The sequence below is a fragment of the Bacillus weihaiensis genome (assembly GCF_001889165.1).
Taxonomy (GTDB): domain Bacteria; phylum Bacillota; class Bacilli; order Bacillales; family Bacillaceae; genus Metabacillus; species Metabacillus weihaiensis.
Genome location: NZ_CP016020.1, coordinates 1,983,353 through 1,998,769, shown reverse-complemented (window position 1 = coordinate 1,998,769; position 15,417 = coordinate 1,983,353). Strand labels below are relative to the sequence as shown.

Here is a 15,417-nt window from a genome sequence, read left to right as displayed (position 1 = left end):
TTTTTAATTCAATCCATCCACTTTACCAATAAAATCATCTGAATGACCTACAAAGCAAAGTTTGTTATCCATACAAATTAACGAACTTTCCGTAAATTTCTTACCTCTCAATAACATATCATAGTTTCTTCCGATAATCATTTCATCATTTTCATTTATATGCAATAACTGATGAAGAACTACTCAGTTATTAAAAAGGTGTTTCTTTCTTTTTGTTGAACTATTTAAGAAAATCAGGGGGTGTTAGGAGTGAACAAGATTACTCTATCTATTCATTTAGCGGTTTTTATGTTGGGACTAATCGCTTGTTCTAACCAAACTGACCAAGTAGAAAATAATGACCAAAAAGTTGTTAATAGTAACGAACAAGACAAAAAGATCCACGTTAATAAGGATGTTAGAGAAGTTGTGTGGGGACAATTATCTTCAGAACAAAAAGAACGGATTGATGGGACTTGGGAATTTGGGAAAGTATCTAAGATTATTTTAAATGAAGATATGATGAGTCTAATCAATGATAAAACATATGATGGAAAAGAAGTGTACTTGATTGATTTCCCTACAAAAAATAAATTTATACCAAATAATATGATTGTTTATGCGGATTTAAAAACTTTTGATTATATAGGCAGTGGTCTTGTAGAGTAAAATTCCATAGAAAAGGAGGCTGGGACAGAAGTGCCTGGCTCTTTGTTTTGTCCCAGCCTCTAATTTATATTGCTGAAAAAACATATGTCTCATATGCGAATTACACTGTGAAATGATATTATGCACCTCACAACCGAACCCATTAGTAATAATCGGGAGCCTCTATACCTTTAGCTGTCAGGAGGAAATAACAGCGGGTTCTCGCCTTTTGAAGTGTTGTTTTCTATATCAATAAAACGCGCTTGTTTCTCCTCTATCTTCCTTTCTTTTCTTCTTACAAATAACACAATTGCTCCACCTAATATTAATAGGAAGCCTATTAGTAAGTATGATCCATTTAGAGTGACAGTATTATGAGCCTCTGCAGTACGGTACCAAGTGCGGCGCTCATTATCGCCATAACTAGACTTCTCTTTTTCATCTTGACTGTTTGAATCCTCTTGGTCCACTGGATCACTTGATTCTTCTTGATTACCTGGATTTTGTTGGACTGCTGCAAACACACCGTAAGTTGAAAAGTGATTAACCTCTAATGTTATTGTCCCATTTTTAACCTCTCCACCTTGTAAAGTTAAAAGGTATTTGCCAGTGTATGACTCCATACCGGGTGGAAATTCGAAGGTAAAGGTATACACATCACCAGCAACTGTTGGCAACTCTGCTCCTAGATACCCGCTTTCACTGATGCTTTTCCATAAAGCTTCTGCATAATCATCCGCATTATGCTCCCATTTTTCGGTTGTTTCGTTGAAATAATAAATCGCTACTTCATCTGATTTGTACGCCTCTTCATCATATCCTGTAATGACATCTCTGCTCTGATCTTCTTGATGATCATCATCTTTTTGTACTTCTTCTAAACTATTAATCGCAGATTGACTGACAATTGCTTGTCCACTTGGGTTACTTGGATCATGCTTTTCTATGGTTACCTTTGTTCCTCGAGGTAAATCTTTCGGCAAGGCAATTTTTACAGCTGTATTTTCAACTGACACTGTTTTGTTAGGATAAACTTCAATTGTCTCTCCTAGTTTTCCTTCTTTTTGGGCCTTTACGTATTCATACTCTGCAGCATCGCCTTTTACATACGTAATCTCTCCCTTATCATCCACAAAGGCATTATATTTTGCAATTCTAGCCATCTCTCCATAATAACCATGCAAACGATCATCTTCACAAGAATCACTTGGACCACTAGCAGTATTTCCAAATCCCTCGATCCGTATATAGCGGGCTGATTTTTCAATGTAATACGTTTCAAATTCTTCCGTCATTCCACTTGTCAACTCATGATCAATAACTGTCGTCCAATTCTCCCCATCAATAGATGTATGGATAGAAAAGTCCCATTGTCCTATTCCGTCAATAGCTTCTGAAGACCAGCGTGTTGTAAAATCGCCATCTATAGTATTTTCAGGAACATTTAATGCTAAAATAGCTAATTCTAGATCATCTTCCGTTTCTATCTTTTGTCGTGCAGTTTCTGCAGTCACAATTGCATCTTCAGCTTCCTTCGCTAAAGTTGCTCGAATATGATCGTGTTGTTCATCTGTTAATTCTGAAAACATCCAATCATACGCGTAGCTTTTCGTAGCTGTAGCCGGTAATTTATTATCTTGATCACTTGATTTCTCTTGTTCACCTGGGTCGTTTGATTCTGCAAAATAATAGGTTCTGCTATTTTCCAGACCATCGACTAACATTGTTTCCGTTGAACCAGGTGTACTTGGGTAAGGTGCACTCCAAGATAGGCTTACACTATTGTGCGTTGCTGATTTAACAGTAAGGTCCATAACTGTTGAAGGCTTCGTAACGTCCTCGGCAAACTCAGTCTCTGCACTAGCTATGTTTGAGAGCAATGAAATATTATTTAACTCATCCCCTACTTTTATTCCATCGTGAGTACTAGCTATGACATTGGATACATCCACTTTATTTAGGTTTGGATCATCTAGTAATCCCCCAAAGGCAGCTTGACCCTTCTCTCCATCGTCCCCTGAAGCGGTCCAAGTCAATTGTACTGCTCCTGATCCTTGTCCTGTTGCTTCCCCTGCAACCATTTGTGAGAAATTATGTCTAAGAAAAGAATCCTCGACATTTGGCATCCACCCTTTATTATTACTTACAGATAGATTTACAACAGAATAATTCCCCTCTTGAGTGAACTCAATGACTGTACCATCAAAAACAACCTTTTCGACTTCTTTACCTTCTGGAATTAAAAGTTTCATCGTGTATTGGTCAGAATTTGAAGAAACATATCCTTTAGTGAAATTATGGTTTTGAAAATCAAAAAAGTCCGTATTCATGCTATACTTGGAAATCGGTGTTTTATTTTGCTCAAAGTCTACAGGCCAAGCTTTTACTGCAAATTGCTGAACAAGTCCATTTTGTCGAATATATGAAAATTCAGCATTAGTTACTGCTTCATTTAAGCTATCACTTAAATTAGTAACTGTCGGTATTTTCGCATCAATAGACAAAGGTATTAAAATTTGCATGAAATTAACGTTAGTTAATTCTGCATCATTGGATAAAATCCATGATGCCATTTTTGAGGCAGAGCCATATAAATCATTTGAGTAGGTCCATTGTCTAAAATCTCCCTCACCTCTCATAGTTCCTCTTCCACCATGCAGAAATAGTTCAAACTCCCCGTTTGTACCATCCTTATTTGCAATCGTCATTTCCTGCACTTGACCAACTGATAGTGGAGTAGGTACATCTTCAGCTTTTGATGCTTGATTCCAACTCACGTCCATTGTTAGTGTTAATTTTTCCGTGGATTCAAATAATGGTATTTCTCTGTAATTTAAAAACTCGCCTTGATCCATATCTGCTTGTCCATGAAACAACAAATAACGAGCGCTCTCTTCGTCATTCCAATGGTTTCTAAATATAGTTTGTGAATATCCAGTATCACTTGCCATCATTTGATTCTCAGCATGTATAATGAAGCTTAAGTGGTCAAAATGATTGTGGTTACCACCTTCATTAAAAAATTGCGTTGCAGACTCTGTAGGTTTAATCGGTTTAACCGTTGGATCATAGGTTAAATATTTTGTATATAATTGGTCAGATATAACAAAATATTCTTGATTTGGAAATGCTACCGATCGATTAATATATCCTGTACTTTCGTTAATATCCATCGAATCATCATAGCTGGCGCCTGTGTTATTACCGAATTCGCCACCCCAAGGAGTTGTATCCGTTTGTTGATAACGCCACTGAAATAAATTTCCCCACTTGGCATCAGGATGTAATGGTGTAGTATCAGATTCATTCATAAATTGAACTTCTTTATTTTCATTTTGCAGAATATAAGTATCCAGGTTTCCATTGGCTGAAACAGTTCCACCCACACGCTGATCAGAAAACTCCCATATGAAAGCAGGTTTATAGGTTGGAAATAAGTCTACATTTGATACATTCTTATAGTGGTATAAAAAAGTCCCTAAGCCCCACGCAGGTTTAGAGCGATGATTATGCGGACGTGGTCCCCAAGTAAAGACATTATCATTAAGCATGAGATTACTAATAGATGCAGGACTTACTTCATCAACAGAACTAGAATGTTTATAGTCAATCGAGATAGCCCCACTACCTGGAAGTAAGTTTAGATGCGAGTAAATATAATATTGTGAACCTTCTCTATATACACCATCAGAACTAAAGAAATATTTATTCGAATCATCAATTGGTTTTGTACTATAACGTATTTCATATGCTTCTGTTACTCCAATGTATTCATCATCTCCAGGAATTGGACCATCAAATGCTCTTACAAGAGCATCTATCGCCGTTTGCCTGTACTCTTCGTTCCCTTCCATCATGAACATCTCTCCTGTTACTTTAGTCGCCATGTCCCAGTTCTCTTCAGTAATAGGTTCAAGACTATAACGAACATCATAATATTTTTCAGAAAAATGTTGAATCCAAATTCCTCGATAGGTTTCATCTACAGGACTACTAGATATCGTTGGATCACAGTTGTATAAGTTGGAAATGGCAGATTCATTTCCAGCTTCATCATTAGATTTCATGGCAAAGAAATAGGTTTGACCCGGCTTTAAGTTTAATGCATCGAACGATACCTTTGTATATGTTCCATCCTTGTTTGTAATAGTTTTTGCAAATGCGATTAAATCTACTCTTTTCTCATAAACTTCTTCAATTTCGCTAGAATCAAACCATAACTTTGGATGCACCTCATTACTCGGAAGTATAGGTAGCTCTTTCACATCTACTGTTGGTTCTTGTTCCACTTCTACCGATCCATAAATTTCAGTTTCTAGTAAACTATTCCATGTTTGTCTCAAATGTCCTTTGCTCCAAGCACTTTTGATGTAAGCAACTTGATATAACTCACCTAAATCATACTGGATCTCTTCTGAAGTTGTAAAACCATTATAACTTTCATAATTAATCTCTTCTGCCGATAGAGTGGAGAACGGCATACACAATACAAGTAACACAACGCCAAAAACCAATAAATTAAAATATGTTTTGGTGACTGTATTTGTGTTTGCTGCTTTCAGAGCCGTCTCCAACCAAGTGGAAGCGTTTTCATTATCTGATAAAACTAAAGCTACCAACAGATAATCCCTCCATTTGTATTGTCACACTATGTAGTTTCATATTCCGTAGTTATTGTATGCGCTTTCAATTAAAACTATATAATATGCAACTTTAATAATATATTGGATTTATTAATATTAAAATGGATTTCTTTGGATTGTTTTGTCATTCTTTTAGAAGTCTTTTCCAAAACATTAAGATCTAGTGAAAGAATCCCTCCTCCTTCTAGTAAACTTCGAACACTCCACTGATTTGATTTATCAACTCTGTTCATTTTTGTTGATAAATAGAGGTACGGATTATTTCTCATGCCTGTCACCGCTCGAAAATAATAAAAAAAGAAATTCCGCTTGACTTTCAGGGTGAGCAAATTTATAAAGCAAAGATCTTGTCAAATATATCCCCCCAGTTAATACTGTCCCACAAGCAATTCCTTAGCCTTTTATAGATGAGTAAATTGTGAGGATTATAGTAAGTATGGGGACAGGTCCTTTATTAAGCGAAAGGCAAAAAGTATTAGAAACGGTGTTTTTTCGTTAATCCCAATCTTGACATATTACATATTTTTCTATTATTGTTAATTATAGTTTGTTAATTTAAATTGGATTTATATACATAGGAGGTGTTGGTTCAGTAATTATTTTTTGTTGCTGAATATATGATGAAAATAAGACTTAAAGATGGTTTTCTCCTCATGTTAATTTTGTCGTTAGGAATGTTAGCAGCTTGTTCTAATGAAGAAGAAAAAAGCGTAAAAACTAGTGGAGAGCAAGTTGAAAGTCCCCAGATAAATGAAGATAAGAATGATACAATTGATGGAGATACTGAAATGGATTCAAGTAAGGATAACATGGATTTGATGTCAACAGAGGAAATGAAAAAGGTTGGATCAGCTGAGCATGGCTATGTATATGTTCCACAGGATTGGATCAATTTTATAGATTACGATGGAAATTCTAGTTTTCAAGTAAGCAACATAACGAAAACTCAAATTATATCTTTAAACACATTTCAAAGCCTCGGAAACGATATTCCTCTCGAGAATTATGCCGACATCGTCGTTCAAAACATGGATGGGAACGGTGGACAAAATATTAAAGGTGCAATCGTTAAGATTAAAGATATCGACGCTCTTCAAGTTTATGCAAGTTATGATAATGGGGCATATTTCGTCGTAGCTTGGATCTTTGAAAGCGCAGATGGTAAAGTACGTTATATATCAGCTGAAGGTACAGAAATCGAGATTAATAAAGTAGTTGGACTTGTTGAAAATGGTGGTTGGACTTCAGATTGAAATAAAATAGGCCTGCAAAGTTAGGATTTCACTATATGATAAATCTAGAAAAATACTATTTAATGAGTTGTTCAAAAGCATTTTAAAAGTGAATATGAACAACTCATTTCCATTTAACATACATATAGTCTATTAATCTAGAATACGGTTAAACAATAATAGGAATTATTTAGATGCTCGGCTCTTGGATCATTTCCTCATAGCAGTGCTTTTAGTTAAAAACCCAGAGGCAAGGCATTTCTCCACTTTCTGCTTGAATCCAGTGTCATGTTTTTCAATTGAATTATCTATTTTCACCTAGATAATGTAAGACTATTTCATTAATGCTTTATCTCCTAAAGGTTATGTAATAACAACGTGGTATTGCTTTCTTGTTAAATGAGTGTAAAAAAGCACAAAAATCGTGACGAGGCTTCTATTCAACTATCTAGAAGCAATGGAAAACAATATTCCAATTAGTAAATCTAAGATTGGAACCTATCAAACGGATTCAACTTGTTAGATGGTATTATCAACGGGAATGAACAAGCAAGTAGAGAAATGTTAAGAGAACAAAAACATTAACAAAGAACAATGTATCTTTAAAGCTCGTACACCTTTTCACTCCTTCTGTATGATTGTTATGTATCTTTAGTTCCTTTTCACCTGTTTGTTTCATATAGCCGAATGTTGCCCTTCCTCTCTAGTTGTAGCAATACCTTACCAATATCCGACCGCATTAATCGGCTTGTGTTCAGCACTACCACATAATCAATCTGGACAGACGAAAGGTGAGCCAACATTTCCTGTAAGCCCACCCTGTCAATTTCTAATGCTTCTTCATTTAGTTTTGCGCCACTAATTCCTTCGTCTCTAAAAATATGAATCAAGTTTAAGCCCTGTTCCTTACAGTACGCTCTAATTTCTTCTTCTTGATATTTCAAGCTATATCCATCTCTTGCCTGCCCTTGAGTGGAGACTCGTATATACCCAACAACGTTCAACTTTTCACCCTCCCGTTACATAAATTTTAATTTTCGTAACGTTTTTTACGAATAGCGAGTATTATACGACCGTCTCTAGGAAAAATACAACACAATTTTTGTCTGCCCAGATGCTAAACTAGTTACCTTCTTACGTAACCTACCTTTTATCACCACGAGCTTTGTCATTCTCGTTAGTTTGTTAGACAATCCATGTCATAGCTATACCTGCCATGTAAAATGTCATCTCGCCTAATTTCCGCACTTTTTTTACTATCCAAGTATTAAACCGATACTCCATGATGGTACAACCATCATGAGCTCTCGATTCTCAAACAAATTAGTCTCTTATTTTCTCACTCATACATCAGCTAATTTAATATGAATTAAAATAAAAAACCTTGAAAGACATTTAGTCAATCAAGGTCATTGAATTCGTTTAAAAACTATTTACATATTTTAACTGTGCTCTTTATAAAGACCTCTGTAATAAAAAATCCAATTAACTGTTACTATCTCTATCTTCTATGAATTCTAAAAACGAATCTTGCAGTTCTCCGTCCGTATCAATAGAATCGAGCAGTAATTTAGGTTCTAACGAACAATCTTTTAAAGTCGAACTTCCATCAATCACTCCTAGCATGTTTGAAATAGTATCAATCATAGTTTGTTCAATTATCTTCATTAGTGTATCTTTATTTTCGTCAGTTAAACTATCGTAAAAACAAATAGCTTTTTTCCAATAATCATCTGTTTTAGAATTAACATTCGTTGTTTCATACAAGTCTTTGTATAGTTGAAGGTTCTCTTTAACTATAGTCTCATAAAGTGATTTAACAAAAATATCATTCATTTTACTTCCTCATTTCTGGATACATTTTTTTGTTTAATTCAATAAGTTCTTTTAAAGCAGAATTCGGTATGTCATCATAGACTCTTCTAAGTTCCCTAATATCTCTTGCCAATAACTGTCTAGGATTATCTATTCCTTTTGTACTTCTAGAAACTATTCCATTAGGTCCTTTAATGGTGTGCCCCACCTTTGGAACATTAATTGCAGGTGCCGTATTTAAATCATAATTATCTACTAATTTCTTCATTGCTGCCTTCTGTCCAGCATGATGGGCATCAAGTCCTTCTACTCCTTTAATATCTTTATATGCTCCAACTTGATATTTACCCGTACCCTTAACCGCAAACACAACCCCAGCCTCTTCAACCCTCTTACTAACTTCCTTCGTACTCATCACCCTTGGAACCACATGACTCGCACTATAGGCGACTTCCATTCCTTGATTTCGCAGGAGTACGTTCATGCCACCTGCGACTTCATTGAAGACATAGTGAGTTCCGGCTTTTGTTTTGGTTGTTAGTTCACCTAGCTTGTTTCGTGTTTCTTCTTTTACTAGTTTACCATTTTTTATGAAGGTTGGCAGGAGTGGAGATGCGAACATGACGGATCCGAGGACTCCTGTGTATAGGCTTTGCTGGCGTTCGATCTCCGTTAGGTCATGACCAAACATGTCTTTTCCTGTGATGTATTCACTCATGCCGTTTGCGGAGGCTAGGCCATAAATCCCTAATTCTGCTTTTTCTAGGTATTGAAAGGTTTTCGGTGTTTTATAGAGTGATAGAGCTTGATCGGTGGCGTTCATTCCTTTGGCTGTTTTCACAATGACACTTCCACCTTTAAAAGCACGTCCGCCCCATCCGACGATTGGAATAAATCCAGCGGCAGCCATTGCACCGGCCATCACTCGTTGTGACTCTGATAGTTTTTCGCCAGTGACAGGGTCAACACCTTCTGTTGCCCGGATAAAATCATGATATCCGGTTAGTTCGCCAGTGAAGGTTTTCATAGAGTCCCACATTTTCTTGTAAGCTGGTCGATTTTCAAGCTCTTCTGCTTTTTTGAGCTCTTCTCTGTAACGTTCTTGTTCAGCTTTGAAGGACAAATAGTCGTCTGTGTAGTCCGCCATCTCCTGATTTAGCTGATACGCTTCACTCGCTTTATAGGCTGTTGCGTTAAAATTGATAGGAGAGATGGTATTTCCCTGCTTTGTTGCCTCAATTAATTGTCTAAACAGGGCTGTTGCGTGAAGCTCTGCATGTTCGGATAGCTTATATTCCTCTAAAAGCTGCTGATCGAGAGTATCTACCGCTTCAAGGGTATCTTTTCTCCTTTTTCTAGCCTCTTCCAACTTACTCTCGAATGAATCAGTCGAAAAAGCTTGAATAGAGACTAGGTCATCAATTCTATTGAGAATGGTTTTTAGATCTTCTTGCTGATTTTCGACCATATTGAAATGATTGTTCTCATGAACGGTAAGATCATGTTCAAGGAAGGTTTCATCGACCTTTGTACTACCTGAAAGCTTAAGATCCTCCATGTTTCCTGAGATTCCGTTAAAGAAAGCGACTTGCATGTCAACAAGGCGAAGGAGGGCGACGATTACATCAATTTGGGCTTGGTAAAAGCCTTTAATAGCAATAGCCCCTTTTCCTTGAAGATTTTCATCAAGCTGAACAATCTGTGTAAATTGCTTTTTAAGACTCTGTAATTGCTCTCGTAATCGGGCGTATTCATTCGAACGATCTTCCATCGACTCACGTAACGACTTAGCCTCATACACTTTCAAATTAGCCATCAATCCTCTCCTATTGAGAATAGCTTTCTATTAAAATATGACCCCTTGTCCAATTCTTCTTTATGTATAAAAATAAACTCCCCATTACATATACCACAATTATCCAAAAGTTTGAGGAATTTCTTAAATTTGTAAAAGAAAACAAAACTATTGTCTGATATCAGTTGTGTGTATACAGGAATTATTTCTCATTTTTTGCATTTCAATATGGTGTACTTAGAACTATAAATTACCAAAAGATGAATCATCTAAAATTTAATAAATTTTACATCACAAGTTTACAAAGAATTAAAAAACTTTTTATATAATTAAAATTACAGCTTGAATTAGTACAGGTAGGGAGGATCAGACTATGTATTTACTGCCAAAACCATTCGTTATGAAATTTTTAGACAGATATCCGAATACATGGAAATATGTAATTAATCTAGGCCTTTTATTAAAATACAAAACAATAAATGGGCATCGAATTCCAAATAAGATAGCTTTAAATTCTGAAAACTCGCTTTATATTGATTCGGCTGAGAATCGTGGAAGAGCTTTATTATTAAAGAATGGTGAAACACAATCGAGATTAATTAAATTCTGGAAGAAATCTGTCTTAACGTTCAATCCTACCATTGTATTAGATATTGGCGTGAATTATGGAGAATGCATGTTTTCTACAAATTATAAGAGCGAAACGATCATTTTAGGCTTTGAGGCAAATAAACAATTAATTCCTTATATTGAACGTTCAAGAAGTGAGCATAAAAACAAAAAACAAATGAAAATTATCCATGCCCTTGCATCTGACCGTGATGATCATAAACAAGACTTTTTTGTAAATCGCATGTGGTCTGGCACATCTTCAGCCATAAGAGTCAAAAATAATAAATTAATGGAAAAACATTCAATCAATAGCATTCGAGTTGACTCAATCTTTGAAGGAAAAGAATTAAGTAAAGAACGAGTGTTATTCAAAGTAGATGTGGAAGGCTTTGAGGCTTTTGTGTTAAATGGGATGACTGACCTTATTGATAAAAGCAAAGATTGTCTCGGTTTTATTGAATTTGACAGTCATTATATTAGGAAATCAGGAACAGACTTACTGACCTTTTTAACATTCTTAGATCACCATTTTGATATATACTATTATGCAAATAATGAACAGCTTATTAAAATGGATCAACAATTTCTAAAGAATTTCAAGAAACAATTAAAAACGAAGGATTTTCATACGGATTTGGTTTTAATGAAAAAATGAAACAGTTATTAAGAAATATGGAAAAGAAAGGTCCTGTTTTAACGGGCCTTCTCTTATTTGAATGCTGTCAAATCTTGATAAAGGTGAGATTATGTAAATGATTAGAAGAATTTGATAAGTGCCTGGCCTAATACGATTAGATGAAAGATTACATTCTATTAAGTTATGTGAAGAGTTCAGATGGTAGGAAAGATTTCAAGGAGTTGCAAAAAGGTATTTAGACTATCAGATTAATAGATGACACTTCTTTAAGGAACTACCACCTTTAAGAAGAAAACCATCTCTTTTAAAGAATAGAAGAAGGAAAGCACAATGACTCCCTTCCTATTTTCTACAATTACTTATTTTTCCTGATCAAACCACAGTAGCTCTTGATCATCAACCTCGCCATTGTAATTAATCAAAATTTCCTCGCCTGCTTCGATATCCTTATATGCAAAAAAATCAAAGGTTTCGTTGTCAAAATTGATTTCATACGTTGCATTCGGGTCGTATGAATGGTTAAATAGCATACCATATCCTAGAAGAATCGCTGTACGGCCAATACCATACTCAAATGCGTAGTCAGCAAGTAAGGTTTTTTCAATATGTTCATGCTGTTCGTTCGGATATGCAATGACAGGTGCTGAGTGTAGCAGCTCCCCTTTTTTTATTGAACAGGTAGCAAAGACGCCACGATTAAAGTCCCCGTCACTCAATGAAGATGTTTTAATTTCAATAATGGTGTTCACCTACTTACTATTTAGAATCCTACCCATTGTACCATTCTTTTTCATATTATGTACTATTCATAATCAAACTAAAAATTTCAAGAGAAGAAAAAGATGATGTACACTTCAACTTATCGTTTCAAAATCTTCCACATTTTATTAAATTTAATTTATATTACTTTTAGAAAGAGTTGGTTTCTCTATGAAAATTAACACTTTTTTAATACAAGCAGGATTAAATTTTTTCTTTTTATTTGGATTATTGTCTGGATTTGTTTATTACAGATCAGGTTCCATACTACTCCCTCATTCTATTGCAGCAGTAGTAGGTGGATTTCTTGCTTTAATTGCTTACATGTGGAGAAAAAAAGGAAAACGTACAAGCGAAAATTTGATCTTTTCAATAAGAAGAGATCAATTTCAATTGATTTGATTGAGTTGAACATTTAAGGTAATATTCTTTGCCTCTTCCGTTTCTAGCAATATTTTATACTCGCCTTCATCTACTTCAAATTCCATAACATCGTTTTTAGTAGCTGAAATTTCTTCACTCCATACAGGTTTATCCTGATCATCAGCTGACACGATAAGCAACGTAAAGGTTCCTTCTTTAACGGAAGCATCGTAAGGAATGGAAAAAAGTCCACCACGAGTGACATCTAAAACCTCTACCTCATGATTCCCTTTTAATGATCCAATACTGACGCTTACATCTCCGTCCACATACGTTTTGCTCGCATTAATCGATACATTGCCACCTGGACTTAGTAATATCACGGCAAAAATGATGACATTAATAATAAGGACAATACCAACTGGGATTAAAATGTACCGTTTCTTGAACCTTTTCTCTCCTTTATTTGTGTTAAATTTCTTAATGAATAGGTAATTTACTCGAAATAAAATTGGATACAAAATCGCTCCAAACATTAAAGGAAACCACTCACCTGTAGCGATAGCTTGGAATAGTAACAAGATAAGACCAAGAAAATAAAAAGCAATTCCGAAACGATAATAAAAAATAAGGACCTTACTCTCAGTATCAGAGTTCCCAAATAAAAAGGAGATTAATTTTTTCATAGATATCTTCCTTTCAAAAAAATAACTGAAATATCCCATTCGTTATTTATTCGTTCAAAAAGTAACTTAAAAGAGTTTATGTTACATATACCCTAGTACTCACCTCGTTCAACATCTTCTATCGTCTCAAAAATTCTTGTATAAACATCCATGACATTTACTTCGTTTACAGTATCGTTGTAGAGTCCATACCCCCAATATCTTCCTTCTTCCTTATTAACTTGGTAATATCCATATGCATAATCTCCTGATTTCACATCTGGAAATGCTTCATAATTGGTTTTTTCTTCTACGAATGGGATGTATGATTTTTCAGTTTCGATAAAGATAAAAGGAAGAGTAGCAGATGTATAAATTTTTGCAAAAGACGCTTTTGCCGTAGCAGATAAATGCTCTTTCATAATAAATACTGCATCATATGTTTCGAAAAGATTATCTTGCTTTAAATCCTCTAAATTGATGGTTTCAAAGATTATTTGTTTCTCTCGAATCTTTGGTTCTTCTCCAACGACAGCTATGGTCAATTCTATCCCTTCATATAGAGGGCTGTTTTTTACTTCATTTTCGTTCCCTTTACATGCCGCTAGAAAAGACATAATGAGAATGAGAAGTAAAAGTCTTTTTTTCTTCAAATTGACTCCCCCTATTCCTTATCAACCTAATTCTAGATTCCTTCCTTTAAAATACCTGTTTCAACATAGCTCACTTCACCAGTTAATGCATTAATTCTCTCAATATGAGCACTTGTTTTAGGAAAATCAACCAAATACGCTAGTGTGTAGATAGCTGGATTATCGTAACATTTCACATTACGAGCTAACTTCATTTCCAGGTCCTGAAAATAGATTTCCTCTGCTTCTTCTAGTGAGATTCTTTTCATATCCAACAATTCTTGAAGCTTCACTTCTTTTTCAGCAGGTAATTTGGTCACAGAACATTCCTTTATAAGTCCCGTGTATAGGCCAACTTGGACATGGGCCTCGATTAACTCGACGATAATATCACCATGAACCCTATAAAAGGTGAACGATTGAGTTGGCTCATATAGAGGAAACAAATCATCATTCATGAATTCATCTTCAATGTCCTCATTATCAAAAAGTTCTCCAACTTCCTCTTCTTCAACAATTGGTTTTTCTAAAACATATTTACTATGAATATTTCCTTCTAGTAATTCTACTAGTTCGCAGGCTTTATTTGTTAAAGTCTCCAGCGAGAGTTTTTGAGCCCCTTCTTGCTCTGTATATGGAAGAAAAGAAGTAAAATAATATCCAGTATCATTAGATGAAAGCGTTAATAAAGGTTCTGGATTTTCCTCATCAAAAGGTAATGAAGAATCCACCCAAATACTCGTTTCCTCTTCACCAGCTTTTTTTTCCATGTAAGATTCAATACCTAATAACTCTTCCAGTGATGTAGTAACAGTAATTGGTTGTAGCTTTTCAACTGGACGGTCATCAATTCCTATAAAATTAGTAGCAAAATCGAGTTTCCCATTCACATCTACTCCCATAATGTTGTGATTGGAGCGATACACCAAATCTACATTTGGGTCAATCATTTCTTCGTCATGTAGACCATTAACAGTAAAACTCAACTGAACATAGTTTGATTTTCGCAACAAGCTTTTTGCTTCGTCACTTGTAACGATTACTTCAGGGTATTCTAATGTAAAATCTGTCGTTCCAATGTTCGCATTCGTTAAGAGTCCATCTTTCGTGAAATGCAGCGTGCAGCCTGTATGAGGAATAAGGATTCCGAGCTTAGGATCACGCTCTTCATAAGTCACCATGAAATGGTTAGAGCTCCATTCGTTTAACATACTAAAGTGGACATCAGCTTCTATGAATGAATCAACAAAGCTCTGAGCCACCTCTAAAATTTTATCAATTGAAAGAGGATGAGCATTCTTTACCATCTCTATTTCTTCAAAATCTTCCGTAGCATTTATTTCATAATTTACGAACTTACCATCATCTAATGTAACAAATCCATAAATTTCACCGGTCTCATTATCTATCAATTCATAAGTAAAATCTCCCTCAATTAATTTCAGTACAGGAGATCCCTTAATAAATGGTGTAAGTTTTTCCACTAATTTTTTCATGGTATGCTGATTCCTTTTCTATGTATATTTTAGAATACTAATTATCTATCAGAGTTTTATTATCAGGAGTTTCTTTGTCTTTAAAGTGAATCTGATCTGCCTGTTTTACCATCTCTTCTTGAAAATCATCTCTTTTAATCC

Annotated in this window: 11 protein-coding genes and 1 pseudogene; 4 read left to right on the top strand and 8 right to left on the bottom strand. The window is 35.2% G+C overall.

Annotated features, from left to right (window positions below; all coding sequences use genetic code 11):
- The first annotated feature begins 249 nt into the window (after nt 1–249).
- Nucleotides 250–648 carry a hypothetical protein gene (locus A9C19_RS09680; RefSeq protein ID WP_072579757.1) on the top strand — a complete coding sequence of 133 codons (399 nt, stop codon included), beginning with the start codon at nt 250–252 and terminating at the stop codon, nt 646–648.
- Nucleotides 649–818: 170 nt separating this feature from the next.
- On the opposite strand, the gene A9C19_RS09675 is transcribed toward A9C19_RS09680, so the two are convergent.
- Complete coding sequence (locus A9C19_RS09675) at nt 819–5,246, bottom strand: discoidin domain-containing protein (protein ID WP_072579756.1); 4,428 nt, start codon at nt 5,244–5,246, stop codon at nt 819–821.
- Nucleotides 5,247–5,890: 644 nt separating this feature from the next.
- Here A9C19_RS09675 and A9C19_RS09665 point away from each other — a divergent pair.
- Entirely contained in the window at nt 5,891–6,523 is a 633-nt protein-coding gene (locus A9C19_RS09665; RefSeq protein ID WP_158515080.1) for a hypothetical protein, read from the top strand.
- A 674-nt stretch (nt 6,524–7,197) separates the two neighbouring features.
- Here the strand turns inward: A9C19_RS09665 and A9C19_RS22235 are convergent.
- The 3 genes and pseudogenes from A9C19_RS22235 to A9C19_RS09650 all read right to left on the bottom strand — a co-directional run.
- Nucleotides 7,198–7,506, bottom strand: a pseudogene (locus A9C19_RS22235) (recombinase family protein); the annotation flags it as partial.
- A 481-nt stretch (nt 7,507–7,987) separates the two neighbouring features.
- On the bottom strand, nt 7,988–8,338 hold the full coding sequence (locus A9C19_RS09655) for a transposase (protein WP_072579753.1): 351 nt from the start codon (nt 8,336–8,338) through the stop codon (nt 7,988–7,990).
- Nucleotide 8,339: 1 nt separating this feature from the next.
- Nucleotides 8,340–10,133: a ribonuclease YeeF family protein gene (locus A9C19_RS09650; protein WP_072579752.1), complete on the bottom strand. Its 1,794-nt coding sequence runs from the start codon at nt 10,131–10,133 to the stop codon at nt 8,340–8,342.
- A 352-nt stretch (nt 10,134–10,485) separates the two neighbouring features.
- On the opposite strand from A9C19_RS09650, the gene A9C19_RS09645 reads away from it, so the two are divergent.
- On the top strand, nt 10,486–11,379 hold the full coding sequence (locus A9C19_RS09645; RefSeq protein ID WP_072579751.1) for an FkbM family methyltransferase: 894 nt from the start codon (nt 10,486–10,488) through the stop codon (nt 11,377–11,379).
- A 341-nt stretch (nt 11,380–11,720) separates the two neighbouring features.
- Here A9C19_RS09645 and A9C19_RS09640 read toward each other — a convergent pair whose 3' ends face one another.
- Complete coding sequence (locus tag A9C19_RS09640; protein ID WP_072581825.1) at nt 11,721–12,101, bottom strand: SET domain-containing protein; 381 nt, start codon at nt 12,099–12,101, stop codon at nt 11,721–11,723.
- Nucleotides 12,102–12,291: 190 nt separating this feature from the next.
- Here A9C19_RS09640 and A9C19_RS09635 point away from each other — a divergent pair, with 190 nt between their 5' ends.
- Complete coding sequence (locus tag A9C19_RS09635) at nt 12,292–12,522, top strand: hypothetical protein (RefSeq protein ID WP_072579750.1); 231 nt, start codon at nt 12,292–12,294, stop codon at nt 12,520–12,522.
- Here A9C19_RS09635 and A9C19_RS09630 read toward each other — a convergent pair.
- From A9C19_RS09630 to A9C19_RS09620, 3 genes are all read right to left on the bottom strand, one after another.
- Nucleotides 12,510–13,169 carry a hypothetical protein gene (locus tag A9C19_RS09630; protein ID WP_072579749.1) on the bottom strand — a complete coding sequence of 220 codons (660 nt, stop codon included), beginning with the start codon at nt 13,167–13,169 and terminating at the stop codon, nt 12,510–12,512. The two genes, A9C19_RS09635 and A9C19_RS09630, sit on opposite strands and share 13 nt — an antisense overlap.
- A 92-nt stretch (nt 13,170–13,261) precedes the next feature.
- The gene (locus tag A9C19_RS09625) at nt 13,262–13,801 is read right to left on the bottom strand and encodes a hypothetical protein (protein ID WP_083584338.1); all 540 of its coding nucleotides are present in this window, start codon (nt 13,799–13,801) and stop codon (nt 13,262–13,264) included.
- Nucleotides 13,802–13,833: 32 nt separating this feature from the next.
- Entirely contained in the window at nt 13,834–15,276 is a 1,443-nt protein-coding gene (locus A9C19_RS09620) for a hypothetical protein (protein WP_072579748.1), read from the bottom strand.
- Nucleotides 15,277–15,417 lie beyond the last annotated feature (141 nt).

Bases quoted from the DNA above. Each gene is read 5' to 3' on its own strand.
- A9C19_RS09665 (WP_158515080.1), top strand. From the start codon at position 5,891: ATGAAAATAAGACTTAAAGATGGTTTTCTCCTCATGTTAATTTTGTCG.
- A9C19_RS09635 (WP_072579750.1), top strand. From the start codon at position 12,292: ATGAAAATTAACACTTTTTTAATACAAGCAGGATTAAATTTTTTCTTT.
- A9C19_RS09620 (WP_072579748.1), bottom strand. From the start codon at position 15,276: ATGAAAAAATTAGTGGAAAAACTTACACCATTTATTAAGGGATCTCCT.
- A9C19_RS09655 (WP_072579753.1), bottom strand. From the start codon at position 8,338: ATGAATGATATTTTTGTTAAATCACTTTATGAGACTATAGTTAAAGAG.
- A9C19_RS09650 (WP_072579752.1), bottom strand. From the start codon at position 10,133: ATGGCTAATTTGAAAGTGTATGAGGCTAAGTCGTTACGTGAGTCGATG.
- A9C19_RS09630 (WP_072579749.1), bottom strand. From the start codon at position 13,169: ATGAAAAAATTAATCTCCTTTTTATTTGGGAACTCTGATACTGAGAGT.
- A9C19_RS09645 (WP_072579751.1), top strand. From the start codon at position 10,486: ATGTATTTACTGCCAAAACCATTCGTTATGAAATTTTTAGACAGATAT.